Origin of the sequence: Chitinasiproducens palmae (assembly GCF_900095735.1) — a bacterium.
GTDB classification, from domain to species: domain Bacteria; phylum Pseudomonadota; class Gammaproteobacteria; order Burkholderiales; family Burkholderiaceae; genus Chitinasiproducens; species Chitinasiproducens palmae.
On the sequence record NZ_FNLO01000012.1, the window covers coordinates 1 to 15,159 of the forward strand.

General features: G+C 63.8%; 14 protein-coding genes and 1 tRNA gene. 11 read left to right on the top strand and 4 right to left on the bottom strand.

Going from position 1 to position 15,159, the window contains the following annotated elements; all coding sequences use genetic code 11:
• Positions 1–157: 157 nt before the first annotated feature.
• The 3 genes from BLU54_RS17880 to BLU54_RS17890 all read left to right on the top strand — a co-directional run bounded on the left by BLU54_RS17880 (position 158) and on the right by BLU54_RS17890 (position 1,566).
• Positions 158–499 carry a hypothetical protein gene (locus BLU54_RS17880; protein ID WP_139169746.1) on the top strand — a complete coding sequence of 114 codons (342 nt, stop codon included), beginning with the start codon at positions 158–160 and terminating at the stop codon, positions 497–499.
• Positions 500–720: 221 nt separating this feature from the next.
• Entirely contained in the window at positions 721–1,113 is a 393-nt protein-coding gene (gene crcB / locus BLU54_RS17885) for a fluoride efflux transporter CrcB (RefSeq protein WP_091911454.1), read from the top strand.
• Positions 1,114–1,341: 228 nt separating this feature from the next.
• Positions 1,342–1,566: a hypothetical protein gene (locus BLU54_RS17890; protein WP_091911456.1), complete on the top strand. Its 225-nt coding sequence runs from the start codon at positions 1,342–1,344 to the stop codon at positions 1,564–1,566.
• Positions 1,567–2,296: 730 nt separating this feature from the next.
• On the opposite strand, the gene BLU54_RS17895 is transcribed toward BLU54_RS17890, so the two are convergent.
• Complete coding sequence (locus BLU54_RS17895) at positions 2,297–4,213, bottom strand: clostripain-related cysteine peptidase (RefSeq protein ID WP_170845210.1); 1,917 nt, start codon at positions 4,211–4,213, stop codon at positions 2,297–2,299.
• A 799-nt stretch (positions 4,214–5,012) separates the two neighbouring features.
• Between BLU54_RS17895 and BLU54_RS17905 the strand changes: the two genes are divergently transcribed.
• The 4 genes from BLU54_RS17905 to BLU54_RS17920 all read left to right on the top strand — a co-directional run bounded on the left by BLU54_RS17905 (position 5,013) and on the right by BLU54_RS17920 (position 7,954).
• Positions 5,013–5,456: a GNAT family N-acetyltransferase gene (locus tag BLU54_RS17905; RefSeq protein WP_211435371.1), complete on the top strand. Its 444-nt coding sequence runs from the start codon at positions 5,013–5,015 to the stop codon at positions 5,454–5,456.
• A 197-nt stretch (positions 5,457–5,653) separates the two neighbouring features.
• Positions 5,654–6,193, top strand: a complete 540-nt coding sequence (locus BLU54_RS24030; RefSeq protein WP_091911464.1) for a hypothetical protein — start codon at positions 5,654–5,656, stop codon at positions 6,191–6,193.
• 165 nt (positions 6,194–6,358) lie between these two features.
• On the top strand, positions 6,359–6,580 hold the full coding sequence (locus BLU54_RS17915) for a hypothetical protein (protein ID WP_139169748.1): 222 nt from the start codon (positions 6,359–6,361) through the stop codon (positions 6,578–6,580).
• Between the two features lie 213 nt (positions 6,581–6,793).
• Positions 6,794–7,954 (top strand): porin, encoded by a 1,161-nt coding sequence (locus BLU54_RS17920; RefSeq protein ID WP_091911469.1) that lies wholly within the window; start codon positions 6,794–6,796, stop codon positions 7,952–7,954.
• A gap of 396 nt (positions 7,955–8,350) precedes the next feature.
• Here BLU54_RS17920 and BLU54_RS17925 read toward each other — a convergent pair whose 3' ends face one another.
• Both BLU54_RS17925 and bdcA read right to left on the bottom strand, forming a co-directional pair.
• Complete coding sequence (locus tag BLU54_RS17925; protein ID WP_091911472.1) at positions 8,351–9,175, bottom strand: SOS response-associated peptidase; 825 nt, start codon at positions 9,173–9,175, stop codon at positions 8,351–8,353.
• Positions 9,176–9,314: 139 nt separating this feature from the next.
• The gene (gene bdcA / locus BLU54_RS17930) at positions 9,315–10,028 is read right to left on the bottom strand and encodes an SDR family oxidoreductase (RefSeq protein WP_091911475.1); all 714 of its coding nucleotides are present in this window, start codon (positions 10,026–10,028) and stop codon (positions 9,315–9,317) included.
• A gap of 69 nt (positions 10,029–10,097) precedes the next feature.
• Between bdcA and BLU54_RS17935 the strand changes: the two genes are divergently transcribed.
• Together BLU54_RS17935 and BLU54_RS17940 are read left to right on the top strand one after the other, a co-directional pair.
• The gene (locus tag BLU54_RS17935; protein ID WP_091911478.1) at positions 10,098–10,691 is read left to right on the top strand and encodes a TetR/AcrR family transcriptional regulator; all 594 of its coding nucleotides are present in this window, start codon (positions 10,098–10,100) and stop codon (positions 10,689–10,691) included.
• A 436-nt stretch (positions 10,692–11,127) separates the two neighbouring features.
• On the top strand, positions 11,128–12,288 hold the full coding sequence (locus tag BLU54_RS17940; RefSeq protein WP_091911480.1) for a GGDEF domain-containing protein: 1,161 nt from the start codon (positions 11,128–11,130) through the stop codon (positions 12,286–12,288).
• 623 nt (positions 12,289–12,911) lie between these two features.
• On the opposite strand, the gene BLU54_RS17945 is transcribed toward BLU54_RS17940, so the two are convergent.
• Positions 12,912–12,998: transfer RNA gene (locus BLU54_RS17945), tRNA-Leu, on the bottom strand.
• A 297-nt stretch (positions 12,999–13,295) separates the two neighbouring features.
• Here BLU54_RS17945 and BLU54_RS17950 point away from each other — a divergent pair.
• Entirely contained in the window at positions 13,296–14,138 is an 843-nt protein-coding gene (locus tag BLU54_RS17950) for a squalene/phytoene synthase family protein (protein WP_091911482.1), read from the top strand.
• Between the two features lie 117 nt (positions 14,139–14,255).
• Positions 14,256–14,981, top strand: a complete 726-nt coding sequence (ompR, locus tag BLU54_RS17955; RefSeq protein ID WP_091911484.1) for an osmolarity response regulator transcription factor OmpR — start codon at positions 14,256–14,258, stop codon at positions 14,979–14,981.
• Positions 14,982–15,159 lie beyond the last annotated feature (178 nt).

Here is a 15,159-nt window from a genome sequence, read left to right on the forward strand (position 1 = left end):
GTTCGGCAGGTTCGGCAGGTTCGGCAGGTTCGGCAGGTTCGGCAGGTTCGGCAGGTTCGGCAGGTTCGGCAGGTTCGGCAGGTTCGGCAGGTTCGATTTTCCACTTGCACGGCGCGGCGCATATCACTCGACACACGGAAGACATTTCGACATGGCCATGCCCTCGGTACAACGCGTTCTCTCGACGCGGTTGCTGTGTTTCCTGACCGTGCTCGAACTGGCGGCCCTGCAGAGGCGTGGTCAGTTCCTCACCGCGATTGAACGTGCGTCGGCCATCCGCGACTGGCTGGGCCGACAACCCACCGAAGCGCCCCCTTGGCTGGACACGATTCGGCTTGCGGAACGCGCAGCGTCGCTCGCCGAACGCTTAATCGTCAGCGGGGAAGCACCGGAGGACGTGGCGCGTCTGCTGCACAATGCCGATATCGATTTCGGCTCGGCGGAAGTTCGTCTGCTGCATTTCCGCTGCCTGATCGAACATTATCGACAGATCGCCTGACGCGATGTCATCAAGACCAGTCGCGGACAAGGCACGGCAAGATGCGGCAGCGGTCTGGCCCGGTCTGATCGGGTCATGTACGGTCGGGGCCGGCTTGGCTTGGCTTGGCTTGGCTTGGTTCGATTCGGCAACGATGCGCGGGCGAGACGACGCGCATTCGGCGGCAACCGACGGACATCGCATAGAATTCGCAGATCGTTTCCGACGCGCCGTCCACCGCAATGCAAACTCTTCCGCTCTATTTGCTCGTCTTCGTCGGGGGCGGCATCGGCAGCGCCCTGCGGCTGGCTGCCAACCGTCTTTCCCTGATGTCGGTCGGTGTTGCTTTTCCGGCGGGCACGCTGTTCGTCAACGTGGTCGGCTGCGTCTGCATGGGTTTCGTCAGCAGTCTGTTCGCATTCCGAGGCGAATGGTTCTCCCAAAGCACCCGACTGTTCATCACCACCGGCATCCTTGGCGGTTTCACGACGTTCTCGGCGTTTTCGCTCGACTTCTTCACGCTCTGGCAGCGAGGGGATGTTGGCGTCGCGCTGACCTATCTCGGCGCGAGCCTGCTGGTCTCGTTTGCAGGCCTTGCAGGTGGCCTCGCGTTGGCACGCTACCTGTTCGGATAACCCGACGCTGGTGTGCTGTGACGCGTCACAGCAACGTTGCATGATTCCGACGCTATTGCCGGTCCGCTCGCGGACTGATAACGTCTGCCGGTCTGCACGCTGCGCCGCATCCTTCCGGACATGGCAGCAGTTCGCACGTGCCGCTAGCCAAGCTGTTCCGCCGCACCTTGCCGTGCGCGCCTAGCCATGCGTCATCGTACATTTGCCACGCTCTTTCGAGACTGGACCATGAACGGTTGGACCATCGATCATTTTGGAACCTTGCGGCATGACGAGTCAGGTGCGCTCGTCATCGAAGGCTTCCGTTTCGCACATCCCGAGGAATGCGGCCTGCCACTGGTCGACGAGGCGCTGGTGGCCATCGCCGACCATCTGCGACGCTACGCGACCCGGCTGCGCTCGGCTGCGGCGGCCGAACATCTGGAATTGATGTCCCGCTTGCAGGGGTCGTGAGGCCCTAGAACGCCCGCGCACGGCATAAACGCCTGCGGGTTCCATCGGTGCCGCGCATCGACGGATGCCTCGACCCGCGTCTGATGTCCGCCGTCGCTGGAGGCCAATCAAGGCGACTCAAGGCATCTCAAAGCCACTTAAGGTCCCCTCAAGGCGGCCCGAGGTCGCCTTGAGTCGCCTTCGCAAGCCGCAAAGGTAGCCGCCATGAAGTTTTGCCGCCGCCAGATGCAGCCCGGTTCCTTGACGCTTCGGGCCGGATCAGTTCGGACAGACGACGCGCGCGTTGTTACCGCGCCCGCCGTCGGACGGGGCAGCAAGCGGTCATACGACTGCACCGGCTGACCAGCCGGCCGCGGTTATCACCCTGATCGCCATCGCCGCTGTCGCGCCATTACCGCCGGTGCCGGTGCCGGTGCCGGTGCCGCACGATCGCTTCGAATCGCGGCAGCCGGACACCGCCGAGAGGACATCGCCCGCCGCCGCTGCAACCACGCCGGCCCGGCGAGAATCGACCGACCCGCAAGCTTCGCTGGCATGACACCCGCTGACGTGGCACTTCCACCATGCGCCCTGCGTTCGTTGCGAAGCAGTCGAGCGCGGTCAGAGCACGCTGCAACGCCAGCCAGTATCTTCCCCTTCACGCACAGCCGACCGCGTCCGCCGGCGTCCCATCAACCGGCATTACATCAACCGGCAGCACGTCAACTGGCAGCACGTCAACTGGCAGGCATCAGTTTGACGGCTGTGGATTGGCCGCAAGCGTCCACCGCCCAGCGTAATCGGACACACCGACCGTCACCAGGTGCGAGCCCGCCGCGACGGCAGCGGAACCGACCGTAAAGCCATTGCTGAAGTCGAGCGGCTGACTGCTGAGCGCAAACCGCCCGCCCGTCGTGAAATAGAGCGGTGCGATCGACCGGATCAGGCCCGGCACTGAAGCGATATCGACACCGCGCGACGCCGATGGGCCGGCGTCCTGCAAGCCGACCTCGAGCAGGTCGTGCAGTACGGTTTCGCCAGTGATGCTGTCGATGCTCAAGCGAAGGATGCCGCCGCTCAGACCATCGTCCCCATCTTTCCATTCGAAGTACACCGGGATCGAGTAGCGGCCAGGCACGTCCTTGGCCACCTGGCTTGAACTGGGCGACCACTCCCGCTGCAGCAGGACAGGCTGGCCATTCAGCGTCGGCCATGCGGTCGACGGCGGCAGCGACAGCGTGCCATCCCCGTCCGGCACCAGATCCATCACGCTCTGGACGAATTGGCCGGTGGGGTCCATCAATACGCCAAACTGCGCGGTCGAGCCCCACGCATTCGAGAACGTCCCCTGGTAGCTCCCATTCTGCAGCGTGAGTGGCGTCAGCACGGGCTTGATTTCGGTAGAGGCGGCCACAAAGTCGCGGTGGGCCTCGAGGAATGACGAATAACCCGGAATGGCATTCGCATTCAGGTAGCGTTGTACCTGCGTTTGCGTTTGCTTCGGTTGGATCTCGGTCAGCCCCTGCGCCGGGAAATAGACTGTGAGTCCAGTCGCGTCGCCGTGTCCTGCACCGTTGCGCTTGTAGATCACCGCGTTGGACAGCGCGGTTTGCAACGCGGCGCCCGCCGTCCCGCTTGTCGCGTATGGACTTGCCACGAGTTGCCCAAGGTCGAACAATTCATACTGGAACGGAAGCGGCAAGCGGCTGCTTTGGAACCTGTCCGCATCGTTGCGCGCGGCGAGCAGCGGCGACCATCCGGACACGCCTTCGCTGGCGATCTGCTGACGCCACTGCTCGGCAACCGTCGACAGACTGGTCGTGATGGGTCCGATCTTGGTCAAGTCGACGAGCGACGCGGTCAGCAGGTTGTTGTCGTTGCCGTGGCTGTTCTGCGCGTAGTAACCATCGATGATCGTCTTGCCGAAGGTTGCGCCGTCCTGCGACGGGTTGGCGGTCAGCGCATTGATCAACGAGGTGTATTCCCAACCCTCTCCCGGCTCGATATCCTGCGAGGCGAGCAGATAATGGCCGTACGGCACGAGTGCCGCGGCCACTTCCACGCTCGCCATCAGGCACGCGTCGAATCCGATCAGCTCGAACTGGACATTTGTCGCGGCATGGGCCGACTTCATCGCATCGACCAATTGGATGCCGGTGATGTGGTTGCCGGTATTCTCATCGGCACCAAAGCCCCAGATCGGCCCACCGCCGTGGTCCCACAACACCAACATGTACTGGTCGGCCGGATAGGTTTGGACACCCCAGGTGATGAAATCGACCAGCGTGGCCGGCAGCCCCATGTCGGTGGCGCCCAGATCCTGGATGGTCTGCAACTGCTTGTCCTTCAACTGCGAGCGCATCGTGCGTTGGAAACCGGCTGACTCCGAGCCGCCGGTTTGAAGCAGCACCTGCACGTCCGAACTGCCGGCCGCCTGCTTCATTTGCGCGATATTGAGCGTTGCTGCTTCGCCCCTCGTTTCGAGATCGGACGCCACCATGTAGACCAGCAGCGTGGTCTTCGCTTGTGAACCGGGCGTCGGGGTCGGGCTTGGCTTCGAGGATACATCCGACGATCCGCCGCAGGCGCTCAGGCCGAGCAAGGGCAATGCCGCGACGGCGCCGAGGGCGGCCCGCCGCTTGGGCGAGAAAACGACTTTTCGAGACACGTTGGCAATCCTTGTAATGGTTGTTCGTCTGCCGCCGGCGCGCGCCATCGGACGGATGAAGTGGTTGAGCCAATCTGCACCTTGGCAGACGAGCGACTGCATTGTCCTGTAGAAAAACGCGTGCTGCAATCCGGCATTCTCCATAGGCCTTCAGGCTGGATCGACGGCATGCCACATCGCCAGGACTACGCGTGGCGCGGCAAGTGAGCGCCCCTTCCGAACGCGCACCCGCAGCCGAACGCAAAGTCGCGGCAGGCCGCTGGATGAACGCAACGGTGCGCCTGATGGTCATGATGGTCACGGGCGTTGGCCGGCCCACGCCTGGCCGTCCCGCGCCGGTTGCATGAGGCTGCGTACATCGCGCTCCAACTGCCACGGCCAGCCACGACTGCCCCGCCCTGGTTGATTACCGCCCCGGCCTGCTCCGGCCCCTTCCCGCGTATTCCGTTACGCCGACGTGCAACCGTTCGGCCGTGCCAGACCCGGTGAACGCGAACTGGTCCATGTGTGGAACGCGCTAGCGTCGCGTGCAACCGACGACGTGTCCCAATCGCCGGGTCGGCATTGCGCTCTGTCCGCGCGTCGCGCACCATGTCTGGAACGCTGCCGAAAGCAATGACGTTGCAGGTGTGTACGCTGGTCGTTTCGTCGCCTCGGCAATTGTCGAGGCGCACGCCATCATGCTCTTTCGAATGACCCGACGCTGTCGTGCCAGCGGCAGCAAGCGCGTCTCCGTGCTCGCCACGACGCACTGAGACGCCCTGTCCGTTCAGCCCTTCTCCGGCCTCAATCGCCATAGATGAACACCGATACGATCATCCGTCCAATGAATGCCGACGATTACGATGCGGTGTTCACCCTGCTACGTCAACTGCCCGGTGTCGCATTGCGCAGTGCCGATACGCCCGACGCCTTTCGGCGCTACCTCGAGCGCAACCCTGGACTTAGTCTCGTTGCACTGCGCAATGGCAGGCTCGCAGGATGTTTGATGGCCGGCCACGATGGCCGACGTGGCTACTTGCAACACCTGGCCGTCGATCCCGCTCAGCAACGGGCCGGACTCGGCAGCGCACTGGTCGCGCAATGCGTCGCCTCGCTGCAAGCGCTCGACATCGTGAAGTGCCACGTCGACGTGTTCAAGGAAAATGCGGCCGGGGCCGCCTTTTGGAACCGACATGGTTGGATGCAGCGGCACGATATCGACCGCTATTCCTTTATCAGCAATGACGATCGTAATGCCTAGCCCAGCATTGCGTTGAGGGATGGACCGGCGCGCTGATGACCGGCCGCGTCGCCGTGCAGTGTTATCCCGGCCGCTGGCACGCATCCGCGCCAAGACAAGGCCCTGCCACGCAGGTAACGAATCTTCAAAGAAAAGTACGTTGCTCGCGGACAGGGTTCACAGCGCGCCGCATTGGTCAATTAGTGCAAAGTGGCAGAATGCCGCCAGCCGCATTGGCATTGGCATTGGCATTGGCATTGGCATTGGCATTGGCATTGGCATTGGCACTGGCACTGGCACTGGCACTGGCACTGGCACTGGCACTGGCACTGGCACTGGCACTGGCACTGGCACTGGCACTGGCAGCGCCGATCGCACGACCGACGCCGGACGCGATGCGCGACGCATGGCAGTCGCGCAGCCACGCTGCTGGGTGGTTGGCAGCGCGGCCACAGCGCTTGAACGTCGCGTTCCGCCACACGCATTTGCGTGGCGCGGGCGCTCGCGAGGCTGCCGATCGTCCAGCGCTGCATGCACATGGCCGGCAGCGAACCGCGCGTTGCAGCCTCCCTCCGACGCGCCTTGCCGTTGCCCGTTGCCCCATGCCGATGCGGATACTGATGCTCAACGGCGATGCCCATCCACGCGCTCAGTGCCGACGCTCAGTGCCGACGCTTAGTGCCGACGCTCAGTGCCGACGCTCAGTGCCGATGCCTCGCGCCAATGTCTTGCTACGCATCGCTGCGGTGCTGCTGTAAGCGTCACGCCTCGTCGCGGATCGACGATGCGAGGCGACGCGGCGCTGTCATCCGTTCGGTCCGTTCGGTTCGTTCGATTTCGTTTGATGCAAACCGACACGATGGACGTGCACAGCAAGTAAACCCACTGGCGGACCGGTCGCGCAGCGGCCCAGCGAAATGCGCGTGACGTTCGTCACCGCGTGCATCCTCGCTCGCGAAAACCACAAAATCGTCGACGGCGAATTGGCACCCGTACACCCTGTGCCGGTGCAACGAATTTGCACCGGCTACTCCTGCCAGAACGATCCGATTCAGGCAGTGGCCAACCCGCCGGACGAAATCGTTGGCAACGTGGGCAAAACGCGACCGCGACGCGTCCATGTCTCGGCGTCGAACAAAGCATAAGGCGCCGGCCCGCCGCCTCACCCTTCGCATCGTCGACAGACCGACCTACTCGGTTTCTTGTTTCGCAACAAGCGATTCGCAGCCGACTTCATACCTTCCTGCGTTTTATCGGCGCCCTGTCATCGGCATCACACAGACCGATGCATAGAATCCGTGCCGTTGCGGGCGAGAAGCAGACATCGCTTCGTGGCGTTCTGATATTGGAGAAAGTTCTTGAACAAGAAAATCATCGTCGGGGTTGTGTGTGCGGGGGCGGTCTCCGCAGCACATGCACAGAGCAGCGTCACGCTGTATGGCTTGATCGACGCTGGCGTGAGTTACGTCAGCCAGACGAAGAACAGCAGTGGGGGCAGCAGCCACGCATTCCAGTACGGCGACGGCGTTGCATCCGGCAGCCGCTGGGGCCTGCGCGGCACGGAAGATCTGGGCGCTGGCCTGTCGGCGCTCTTCGTTCTCGAGAACGGCTTCAACAGCGGCAACGGTACCGCCGGCCAAGGCGGCGCGATGTTCGGTCGGCAGGCCTTCGTCGGTCTCTCGCAGAAGGGCATCGGTACGCTGACGTTCGGTCGCCAATACTCGATGAGCACCGATATTCTGGGCGCCGGCTATTCGACCGGTGCGAACACGCCGGCCGGCAACTACGCGTATCACGTCAACGACGTGGACCAATTGACGTCCAGCCGCATCAACAACGCGATCAAGTTCGTCAGCGCCAACTTCAGCGGCTTCAGCTTCGGCGGTCTCTACGGCTTCTCGAACCAGGCCGGCGCGTTCGCCGGCGCCCCGGCATTGGGGTCGACCGCGGGATCCTCGCGCACCTACAGCCTCGGTGCGCAATATGCATACGGCCCGTTCAACGTCGGCGCCGCTTACACCGACATTCGTTACCCGGGGCAAGCCAGCCCGAGCTTCTCCACGTCGCTCGCGAATGCCTCGACCGGCACGGTGCGCGACCTGCGTACCTTCGGTGTCGGCGGTCGTTACAGCATCGGACCGGCAACCCTCTGGGCGCTGTGGACCAATACCCGCTTCGAGCCGCTGACCGGCGCCTCGACCACGTACAACGCCTTCGAAGGCGGCGGCAAGTATGCATTGACGGCGGCTCTCTCGGCCGGCCTGGGCTACACCTATTCGCGCGCCTCCGGCTCGTTCGGCGGCCACTGGAATCAGTTCAACGCGGCCGTGGATTACGCATTCAGCAAGCGCACCGACGTCTACCTGCTTGGTGTCTATCAACGCGCATCGGGCACCTTGCCGAACGGCGATGCACTGCAGGCGCAGATCGGCAGTTCCGCGTCCAGCTTCTTCCAGCCGTCGGGTACGGGATCGCAGAACCAGGTCGCCGTGCGGGTTGGCGTACGTCACAAGTTCTGACGGATACGGACGGCGTCACCGCGGCGCAAGCCGCGGTGACGCCGTGGCATACCGTTGCGCGCCGAACCTTCGCACAGACGCTGCCCCTGCCTTGCCCACACCTCGCACGGGTTTCGCGCCACGCGATCGTTGGCGTCGCGCCGCCGGCGCCGCACCCGGACGAATGGCGGAATGCGAATGCTGGAACGCAAGCACCGGCGAGCGCCGAGATCAACGGCTCTAACGGCTGCACTCGGCATCGCCAGTACCGCCGCCGCGGTGCCGCGCATCAGCGTTGTGCGCAGTGCTGCCTGCCGGTGTCGCCACGTCAGCGGCTTTCGGCAGCATTCGAATGGACGCAGCCACCTGCCCGATAGCATCGGCTGTCGCCGACAGCCGGCACGACGTGCCGTCGCTTCAGTCGCTTCCGTCGCTTCCGTCCTCGCGGTCGTCGGGCGCCTTATCGCCCCGGCGATCGGCTACGTGCTTGCGCGGCTTGTCGTGCGCGCCATCGGACGCGCGATTGCTTGAGTCGTCATCGCGTTCGAGTGGCAGACTGAACGATGGATCGTCATTGCCGACGCCGCTGCGGTTGACCTGCGGCGTAACACGAAACCAGCGAAAATCGGTGGCGCGCGTGCGCGCATTGTTCGCGATATGCGTCGCTTCCTCGAATGACGTGTCTGGGTCCAGCCACGCCATTGCCTCCTCCGGATTCAACACTAGGGGGCGTCGGTCGTGCACGTCGAGCATGCCGCCCGCCGCCGCGTCGGTGACGATCACGAAGCCGTCCACCGTGCCGGAAGCAGGGGCCGACGACGTCTCGCGCCGCTCCGTCGCGACGCTGCTGAGCCCGGCAAAATACAGTGGCACCGACGCTTTCGGCTGGATGTAATACGGTTGCTTGCGCGAGCGTTCGGTCACCCACTCATACCAGCCGTCCGCTGGAATCAGGCAGCGGCCGGCATTGAACAAGCGCTTCCATGTGCTCGACTGCGCCTTGTCGAGGCGCGCGTTGATCATCATCGGCACATCGCGCGTTACCGCCCAGAAGGGGCGGTAGCCCCAGAACTCCAGGCGCGCGCCGTCGGGCTTCAGAATCACCTGCCGGGTTCCTGGCGCGATGTTCCAGCTGCGTCGGAACATGCCGAGATCGAACGACCACCTGCGATAGCGATCGTCGGTCATCAGCGGTTCGACGTAATCGACGCCCGTCCGACTGCGCGAGAAGCGGCCGCACATAGCAACTCCTGTCAGGTAGCGCATCCGCGCATTGACACGCAGGACTCGTACCGCGCTGCTGTGCCCGCGTCAAACGCCGTTGGCCCGGCGCCGACCGTTCACCCCCACGCCGTACAGCGCAAGCGACGGCCCCGTCCGGTCAGGCACCGAACGCGCCATCGATCGTGTGCATCGCACCGGTGACGAAGCCAGCCTCGGGGCCGGCCAGCCAGGCGACCATCGCCGCCACTTCGGACGGCTGTCCATGCCGCTTGAGCGCCATGAAACTGTGCATCAGGTCCTTCATCGGACCGTCGGCGGGATTCGCGTCCGTGTCGATCGGCCCGGGTTGGACCACGTTGATCGTGATGCCGCGCGGCCCGAAATCGCGCGCGAGACCGCGTGCCATGCCCTGCAATGCCGACTTGCTCAATGCATACGCGGCGCCGCCGGCGAACGGCATCCGATCGCCGTTCACGGAACCGATCACGATGATCCGGCCGCCTTCCTTCATGTGACGGGCGGCCTCCACCGACGCATGATAAGGCGCGTGCACATTGATCCGGATCAGGCGATCCACTGCATCTGGATCCAATTCCAATGCATCGCCGAACAGCCCGATGCCAGCGTTGATTACCAGAACGTCCAACCGCCCGCTATCCCGCACACGGGCGATCACCGCGTCGCGATCCGCGCTGTCCGTCATCACCGCCGTCGTTTCCGTTTCCGCCGCCAGTTGCACCGCTGCCTCGCGCGAGCCGGCATAGGTGAACGTCACCCGCGCGCCATCGGCCGCGAAGCGCTTCACGATCGCTGCCCCGATGCCGCGGCTCCCCCCCAGCACCAACACTGACTTCCCTGTGAACGCAGCCATCGTTTGCTCCTCGATTAATGTAAGGTACACTATAAAAAAGCTTAAGCAGCTACGTCAAGTATTTTTGTAATGAACAATACAAATATTCGGCGCCCGCGCGGCCGGCCCCGCATATTCGATCCGGAACAGGCGATAGGCGCCGCGCAGGCCTTGTTCCACGCGCGCGGTTACGATGCGGTGAGCGTGGCGGACATTACCGAGGCACTGGGCATCAACCCGCCCAGCTTCTATGCCGCGTTCGGCAGCAAGGCCGGCTTGTACGAGCGCGTGCTGACGCACTATGCGGCGAGCAATGCAGTGCCGTTGGACCGCCTGTTGCGCGATGACCGGCCGGTCGCCGAGTGCCTGGCGGCGGTACTCGACGACGCGGCACGCCGCTATGCGGAAGACCCGATGTCGGCCGGCTGCCTCGTTCTGGAAGGCATCCGCAGCAGCGATCCGATCGCCCGAGCCGCCGCCTGTGCTTATCATGCGGCCGCCGAGCAGACGCTCCATCGCTACATCGCCGAGCGTCATCCCGGCGAGGCCCAGCGCCTGACCGATTTCGTCGGCACCGTCATGAGCGGACTGTCCGCCAGCGCCCGTCGCGGACATGGCGTCGAACGGCTGCTGGCAACGGCTCGCCTCGCAAGCACTGCCCTCGCCCACGCGCTACCGGCCTGAACGTAGGGTCGTGGTTCTGCCGATGTGTTGATCCGCTGAGCCGGCCTAGCCAGCGTGGCAAGCCGGCGAGCGATCAGACGTTGAGCGTTCCGGCGTGTAGGCGAACGGACGAGAAGGCAGCAGAGTCGGCCACGTCGGATGTGGGTACAGCGGGCTCATGCAGCAGCCACCGCTGCCAGGCGGTCCATTGGAGGCAAGTGGTACCACACGGCCTACAAAATTCGGGGCGTCGATACACCCGCCGCGCACCTGCGCGGAGCCGAGGACGGACGGCATCGGCGCAGCACGCCGAGGTTCATTTTTCCGCAATTGACTCGACGGGCCAGCTGCGGATAATGAAAAATCAGAATAAATCCATCTGGTTTTATTCAACTACGCTCGATACCTAATTCTCGCGTCGCTGAGCGTCAATCCAGCCGCCCGATGGAGCCGTCTTATGCGCGTCAAAGATGTCGTGCTTTCGTGGATGGCTTTTCCTGAAACTCTGTCTCTTTCTATAAGACAGCAAGCACTGATCGAGATTGAACGGCGCGCATTCGCCGGCGTCGCTGCTTATCCCGCGTCGTGGATTATCGTCTGCTACGCCGAAAACCTGTACCATGCCGCTCCCTTACCTTCGCTGGCAGTGACCGGGTGGTTCCTGGTTATTTTCGCGGCACGTCTGGCGCTCCATCTCAAGTACGAAAGACAAGTTTTGCGGCAGATCGAGACCGCCAGGTTGGCCTTTCTTCTATTGCTCGCCCCGGGACCTATCTCGTTGGGTGCATTGTCGGCGCTGTCCTTGTCCACGGACTGGTTATACCCTGCGCACGACTCGCTGATTCTGATAACCGCTGTGCTCTGTGCCGCCGCGACCCTAAATCTCTGCGTCGATCGGATTGCCCGGATCTTGATTCCCGTGTTGACCGTGGTGCCACCGGCCATTTTCCTGGCACTCGCGCCGGATGACGAGAGCCCAACCATCCTGCCTTTGGCCGCCATCTTCGTCACCTATTTGATCGTGAGTTCGGAAAATATCAGCCGCGATTACTGGACCCTCGCCGAGGCGCGGCAGAGAATCCAGGATCAGGCTGATTCGAACCGCGTACTGAGCGTGACGGACCACCTGACGAGCATTCCGAATCGGCTTTATTTTTACCAACTCTTTGCCGAGAAATGCAAAGCTGCAGCAGAAGCACAATCATGCTTTGCGGTCCTGCTTCTCGATATTGATCATTTCAAGCAAATCAACGATGGACTGGGGCATGCGGCGGGCGATGCCTGTCTGATCGCGCTAGGCGCCTTTTTAAACCGCTTGTTGTCGCCGGCATGTCATTTATTCGCGCGCTACGGCGGGGAAGAATTCATCGTGGCCGCCCAGGTCAAGGACGCCGGCGACGTAGCGCGCATCGCGCACGAGATATGCGAAGGCATCTCAATGCTACGCGTGCCATTCGACGATCAATTACTGAATTTCACATGCAGCGTCGGCTACACCCTTCTCACGCCGCCAATTGCCGAGGACTATCCGGATCGGGTGATAGCCTCGGCAGACCGAGCCCTGTACGAAGCAAAGCGCGCGGGGAGGAACACCGTAAGAGGCGTTGCCTGGCAGTAAGCGAGGCGCACATATGCGCGCCTCGCGGCGAAGGGTCGTGCTGGTAAGCGCCGTGTCGCCACTGTTTTCTTGATGATCAAGTACGAGCGCGCACCGCCTGAGGGGGTCCTCGGCACCGCTCGCGTGGCCAGCGCCTTCCGCTTACCGCTTTCCTGCCACCGACTATCGAGTCGCAGCGGATACCCTGCGAATGCCGACGCCCATCACGGCGCAGGCCGCCGTGCTGGCTTTCAGACACAGCGCGGACGCTGCCGCAGCCGACCGCAAACCGTCAGAGGTTATTAGGCATTAAACGCTCGACGCGCTGCGTGAAACGCAAAGTCGACGTTAACGACCGCCCGGGATAAGCGCCGCGCCAACGCTTGGCATTGGCTGGCACACTCGGTTGCAGAGGCGACGCAGACCGCGCATCGCAACCTCGTCACGCGGGCGCAAAGCCAACGCTCGCCGAGGCGCGAGGCCGCCGAGGCCAAATGCTGCCGCGAGACGGTCAGCGGAATAGGCCCGTTGTCGAAAACTGTCCGCGGACTGTCCGACACTCATGTCCGGCACTCAAGCAACCGGGAACTGGAGCGTGTTCAAGCTACGTTGCATCGCTACGCGCTTGCCGACATTGGAATGAGTGGTGCGAGGAGCGGGACTCGAACCCGCACACCATTGCTGGCGTCAGGACCTAAACCTGGTGCGTCTACCAATTTCGCCATCCTCGCACACTCACGCGACAGGCCAGCAGGCCCGCCTCGTCAGGGTCGCTATTCTAGCCAAGCTTTCGCCGCTTGTCTCGGGATTCGTCCGGCGCCTGCCGCGCGGGCACGGGCTGGTACGAGCTCGCCTGCTTCGGCTTAGCCAGTGGCGCGTTGGCGTGCGTTCAGCCTGCCGGCGCGTCGGTGCGTGTTCGCGCCGACGGCGCATCGGTCAGGTACGCCTGCCGTTTGCGCGCGGCACGGCAAGGCCGGCAACGGCGCAGTGATAAGATCGCCGATTGTTCGTTCGAAGAGCCGTCTCCCGTGAGTCCCGACCAGTACTGCCAGCAGAAGGCAGCGCCGCCTGGCAGCGCTGCCTACTACGCAATCCTGCAGGCGCCCGCGAGCCGGCGTGCAGGCTTGCGGGCGCTGCTCGCGCTGCAGCGCGAACTGCTGGATACGGCCGAGTCGAGCAGCGACACGCCAGTGGCGGATGCGAAATTCGCCTGGTGGCGTGGCGAGCTCGACGCAATGGCAGCAGGCGCGCCGACGCATCCTGTCAGCCGCGCGCTGGCGGCGGCATCGGCGCCGGGGGCACACAGCGACGCGGTCACCGCGCTCAAACAACTGGTAGACGCTTACGACAACGACTTCCACCAGGGGCGCTACTTCGATTTCGACGCGCTGCAGCACTACGCGCGATCCACCCAGGGCGCGTTCGCGGCTTGTCTCGCACGAGCCAGCGATCCGATGGCCTCCTCCGAGGTCATCGCGTGGGCGCGAGGTGCCGGCCTCGCACTGGCGCTGGCGGGCGTGGTTGCCGATGTCGGGCACGCCGCCCGCCACGGGCGACTCTATCTGCCGGTCGACGAGATGCAGCGTTTCAACGTGACGGCGGCGGACATCGCTTCCCGGCGCTATGTCGATGGTTTCGTGCCGCTGATGCGGCATCAGGCGGAGCGCGCGCGCGAGTCGATTCAGCAGGCGCGCGCGTCGATCCCGCCGGCGGGACGTCGTTCGCAGCGCACGCTGCTGGCGTGCCTCGGTCTTGCCGAGCAGCGCCTGGACGAAATCGCGCGCGCGGATTTCGCGGTGCTGCATCAGCGCATCGACGTGACGCCGGTCCGCATGCTGCTTCGCGCATGGCGCAGCGCCCGCTTCGCATGAGGCGCCGGCCACGGCGTGCGCCGAGAACGAACTGGCGCTAGAGTAATTCCTGTAACCGTTTGTTAGTCAGTGCCGGCGCGCCGCGGCGCGCCCGATCAAACACGCTAATATGGTGCGATGGACAATAAAAACGCTTCGAAGATTCTGGTCGTCGACGACGACCCGCGCCTGCGCGACCTGCTCCGCCGCTATCTGACGGAGCAAGGCTTCAATGTGTACGTCGCCGAGAACGCGCCGGCGATGAACAAGCTCTGGGTACGGGAACGCTTCGACCTGCTCGTGCTCGACCTGATGCTGCCTGGCGAGGATGGCCTGTCGATCTGCCGGCGTCTGCGCGGTGGCAACGACCGTACGCCGATCATCATGCTGACGGCCAAGGGCGAAGACGTCGATCGCATCGTCGGCCTCGAAATGGGCGCCGACGATTATCTGTCCAAGCCTTTCAATCCACGCGAACTGGTCGCCCGCATCCACGCGGTCTTGCGCCGCCGTGCGCCAGCCGAATTGCCGGGCGCGCCGTCCGAGACTGCGGAGAGCTTCGATTTCGGCGAGTTTTCGTTGAATCTCGCGACGCGCACGCTGACCAAGCGCGACCAGGAAGTGCCGTTGACCACTGGCGAGTTTTCCGTATTGAAGGTGTTCGCGCGGCACCCGCGCCAGCCGTTGTCGCGGGAAAAGCTGATGGAACTGGCGCGTGGTCGTGAATACGAAGTCTTCGATCGCAGCCTGGACGTGCAGATTTCCCGTCTGCGCAAGCTGATCGAGCCGGATCCGAGCAGCCCGCGCTTCATCCAGACGGTTTGGGGGCTGGGCTACGTGTTCATCCCCGACGGCGCGGCTTGATTGTGGCAGACCCGGCCCGCCGTTGGGGGTAACGGCAACCATGGCGACGGCGCGGTGGCCTGGCGTACGGGCCGGCTCCGCGCGCCGCGACGGGCGCAAGCGGCCACCAGTGGCCGGCTTCGGTTGCAACGCGCGCCAGGTGACACGCATGGATCGCAGGCTCGGGTAGCATGCTTGG